This window comes from Methyloceanibacter sp., from assembly GCF_050728395.1.
Taxonomy (GTDB): Bacteria; Pseudomonadota; Alphaproteobacteria; order Rhizobiales; family Methyloligellaceae; genus Methyloceanibacter.
In genome coordinates this window covers 1-3,129 of the sequence record NZ_JBOHJB010000168.1, presented here as the reverse complement: position 1 = coordinate 3,129, position 3,129 = coordinate 1, and the positions used below count along the sequence as shown (strand labels likewise).

The 3,129-nt window shown below is 61.7% G+C and carries 4 protein-coding genes; 3 read left to right on the top strand and 1 reads right to left on the bottom strand.

All coding sequences use genetic code 11. The annotated features are described in order from the left end of the window. Nucleotides 1-121: 121 nt before the first annotated feature. Both nth and ACREC7_RS16150 read left to right on the top strand, forming a co-directional pair. On the top strand, nucleotides 122-862 hold the full coding sequence (gene nth, locus ACREC7_RS16155) for an endonuclease III (protein WP_431556713.1): 741 nt from the start codon (nucleotides 122-124) through the stop codon (nucleotides 860-862). 67 nt (nucleotides 863-929) lie between these two features. Next, nucleotides 930-1,442 (top strand): Crp/Fnr family transcriptional regulator, encoded by a 513-nt coding sequence (locus ACREC7_RS16150; RefSeq protein ID WP_431556712.1) that lies wholly within the window; start codon nucleotides 930-932, stop codon nucleotides 1,440-1,442. Here the strand turns inward: ACREC7_RS16150 and ACREC7_RS16145 are convergent. After that, entirely contained in the window at nucleotides 1,402-2,208 is an 807-nt protein-coding gene (locus ACREC7_RS16145) for a metallophosphoesterase family protein (protein ID WP_431556711.1), read from the bottom strand. The two genes, ACREC7_RS16150 and ACREC7_RS16145, sit on opposite strands and share 41 nt — an antisense overlap. Before the next feature lie 129 nt (nucleotides 2,209-2,337). On the opposite strand from ACREC7_RS16145, the gene ACREC7_RS16140 reads away from it, so the two are divergent. Continuing rightward, nucleotides 2,338-2,832 carry an HdeA/HdeB family chaperone gene (locus ACREC7_RS16140; RefSeq protein ID WP_431556710.1) on the top strand — a complete coding sequence of 165 codons (495 nt, stop codon included), beginning with the start codon at nucleotides 2,338-2,340 and terminating at the stop codon, nucleotides 2,830-2,832. Nucleotides 2,833-3,129: the final 297 nt, after the last annotated feature.

Here is a 3,129-nt window from a genome sequence, read left to right as displayed (position 1 = left end):
GGCCCGAGCGACCGGTGCGGCGTCAGAATGGCGGCGAAGCTCGTTTCTGCTTGTGGGCTCGCGGAGAGCTCTGTCATAGCTCGTCTCGTCCGTCTCGAGAGCTATTGGTAATCACCGGAACATGGGGGTTCAACCGAAAATCGCCAAGCGCAAGCCCGCCAAGGCAAGGGGGCGCGGCAAGAGCGGCAAGGCCCCGGGCGCGCGCCTCACCGAGACGCAAATCGAGGAGGTTTTCCGTCGCTTTCAGGCGATGAGCCCCCATCCCAAGACCGAGCTTCGCTACGCCGATCCTTTCACCCTTCTCGTCGCCGTGGTGCTGTCGGCGCAGGCGACCGACTCCTCGGTGAACAAGGCAACGCCGGACCTGTTCAAGGAGGCCGACACGCCGGAGAAGCTGATCGAGCTCGGCGAGGCCAAGCTCACCGAGAAAATCAAGACCATCGGGCTCTATCGCAACAAGGCCAAGAACCTGACCGCGCTCTCCCTAAAGCTCATCCAGGACTTCCACGGCAAGGTGCCCGACACTCGCGAGGCGCTGGTGACGCTCCCCGGCGTCGGCCGCAAGACCGCCAATGTCGTGCTCAACGTCGCCTTCGGCCAGGCGACCATCGCCGTCGACACCCATCTCTTCCGGGTGGCGAACCGCACCGGACTTGCCCCCGGCAACACGCCGCTCGACGTCGAGCTCACCCTCGATCGGGTGGTGCCCGAGCGCTACAAGCACAACTGCCATCACTGGCTCATCTTGCACGGCCGGTATATGTGCAAGGCGCGCAAGCCCGAATGCTGGCGCTGCCTGATCAACGACATCTGCCTGTATAAGCCCAAAACTCCCCCGCCGAAGACTCCACCGCCACGCTGACGCCTGTGCAAGATCGGCTTATCGGTTATGCTGCCGTGACTGGCACGCGTCTGACGGAGAGCTCGAAATGGTTGCCCCCAGGAAACCGATGGCCATGGCCTCGATCCTCGATAGCTGTGACGGCGCCCAGCGGCAGGAATTTGCCCCCGGGGCCATCCTCATTTCCGAGGGCGAAACGTCGGGGCGGCTTTATGTACTCGCCGAAGGCACCGTCGAGGTCTTGAGAGGCGAGACCCCGGTCGCCGTCATCGCCGGGGCTGGCTCAATCTTCGGCGAAATGTCGGTGCTCTTGAACCGTCCCCACACCGCGACGGTCAGGGCCGCCACGCCGGTCGGGGCCTTCGTGTTCGACGACGCCGAAAGCTTTCTCAAGTCCCATCCTGAGATCGCGTTCTTTCTCGGGCGACTGCTTGCCGAACGGCTCAACGCCGCCACCACTTATCTCGTCGACCTCAAGCGCCAGTTCGAAGGCCACGGCAGTCATTTCGGCATGGTCGGCGAAGTTCTCGAGACGCTGATCCACCAGCAGCACGAGGAATTCACGACTGGCCCGGAAGAGAAAGCCGATCCTCGGCTTTGAGCCAGTCAGGGATGGCTTCAAGCCGCGGCACCGGACGCTCGAGCGGCTCATCCAAGCGAATAAACTGATTGCCAGCCGAGGAGAACCACAGCGCCTCGCCGGCATCGGTATCGATGATGATGTGCGTCGGCGGGGCCCCGAATTGCTGCCCGGCATTGAACACCCAGGTCTTGCCGATGCGGTCGACCCAGGAGCCGTCCTTGACGAAAGGCGACTGGTGCACGTGGCCGCAGAGCACAATGTCGGGCTGGTATTCTCCGATCCACTGCGCAAGCTCGGTGTCGCCGAAATAGCGGGCGCCGCCCCAGCTGATCGGCGACTTGTCCGGCGGCGCGTGATGGATCCAGATCCACTGCTTGCGCGGCTGCCGTGCAGCTTCGGCGAGTTGCGCGGCGATCCCTGCGCGTGTGATCGGCCCATCCCACCACGGGCAGATGGTGAACAGCGTGTCGTCGATCACGAATGACTCGCCGTCGGAGGAAACGCCTTCGGTCTGCCCTCCGCCGAGCCATTTGGCGACCTTCTCGCCGCTCTCGTTGGGCGCATCGAGATCGTGGTTGCCGGAACAGGTCACGAGCCTGGTGAGCGCGCGCAAGCGGCTGAAATATTTCCGCACCACCACGCTCTGCGCCCGCCGGTCCACGATCGAGGCGAGCTCGAGATGATCGCCGGCCAGCACCACGACATCGAAATCGGCAGCGATGCTCAACACCCAATCGAATTGCGGGAGCGAGTAATGGATGTCGGCAACCGCAAGCAGACGCATCGGAAGTATCCTCGAAGCTCCTGCTGGCGAACGGAGCATCTAATGCGCGTTAGTGCAAACCCGTTGCGCCTGCGGGACCGCGCAATCGGTTATGCACCACCTTTTGCAGGTTGCCCAGAGGGTGTGCGGATGCTGTCGTTCAAACAGGCGCTGACGAAGGCGATGAAAATAGCGCCGGCCATCTCTGCGGCGGCAGCCAAGAATTACCGTCATTGCGCTCCGCTGGCGGGCGACCCTTTCCAAGGGACATTGCCCCTACCCAAGCGCATCGACCTCGGTCAATGTACGATGGGAAAAGCGTGCGGAGGAGAAGCGTCCATGCATCGCCACAGTCTCGTTGTCCTCGGGCTTGCGGCAGCCCTTGCTGCACCCTCATTGGCCTCGGCCCAGGTCATGGTCGACGTGTCGAAGATGACCTGCGATCAATTCGTCAAGTACAAGGTAGCGGACCCGAAGTTGATTTCCGCCTGGCTCAACGGCTACTTCCACGGCAAGCGCGGCGACCCCATGGTCGACACGCAAAAGTTGGACGTCGATGCTGACGCGGTGGAAAAGTTCTGCTTCAAGAATCATGAGGCGCTGTTGATGCAATCTGTGGAGTCCATTATCGGAGGCGCCAAATGACTTGGCGGAAATTCCGTCGCGGACTGGCTCGCGGCACCTTCTTTAGAAATCAAAATTTGATTTGTAACTCACGACGTTAGCCCTACGTTAGCCATAGTCTGTCTGCTCCTGAGCCCCGCAAGAATTGCAGCTTCGGGGAGTACGAATTGTGTCTCGCGAGACGGTGCGCCGCTTTACCCTGTCCTTTGTCTGGTTCGCCAAGTGGGTGCTTGCACCCATTATCCTCGGCGCGCTTTTGATCGCCGGTGGTGCGGCTCTTTATCGGCAAGGCATCGATTTCGACACCTTCCTGAACTA

What these genes read in the sequence shown, in the direction of transcription:
- nth (WP_431556713.1), top strand. Translation starts at nt 122, where the DNA reads ATGGGGGTTCAACCGAAAATCGCCAAGCGCAAGCCCGCCAAGGCAAGG.
- ACREC7_RS16150 (WP_431556712.1), top strand. Translation starts at nt 930, where the DNA reads ATGGTTGCCCCCAGGAAACCGATGGCCATGGCCTCGATCCTCGATAGC.
- ACREC7_RS16145 (WP_431556711.1), bottom strand. Translation starts at nt 2,208, where the DNA reads ATGCGTCTGCTTGCGGTTGCCGACATCCATTACTCGCTCCCGCAATTC.
- ACREC7_RS16140 (WP_431556710.1), top strand. Translation starts at nt 2,338, where the DNA reads ATGCTGTCGTTCAAACAGGCGCTGACGAAGGCGATGAAAATAGCGCCG.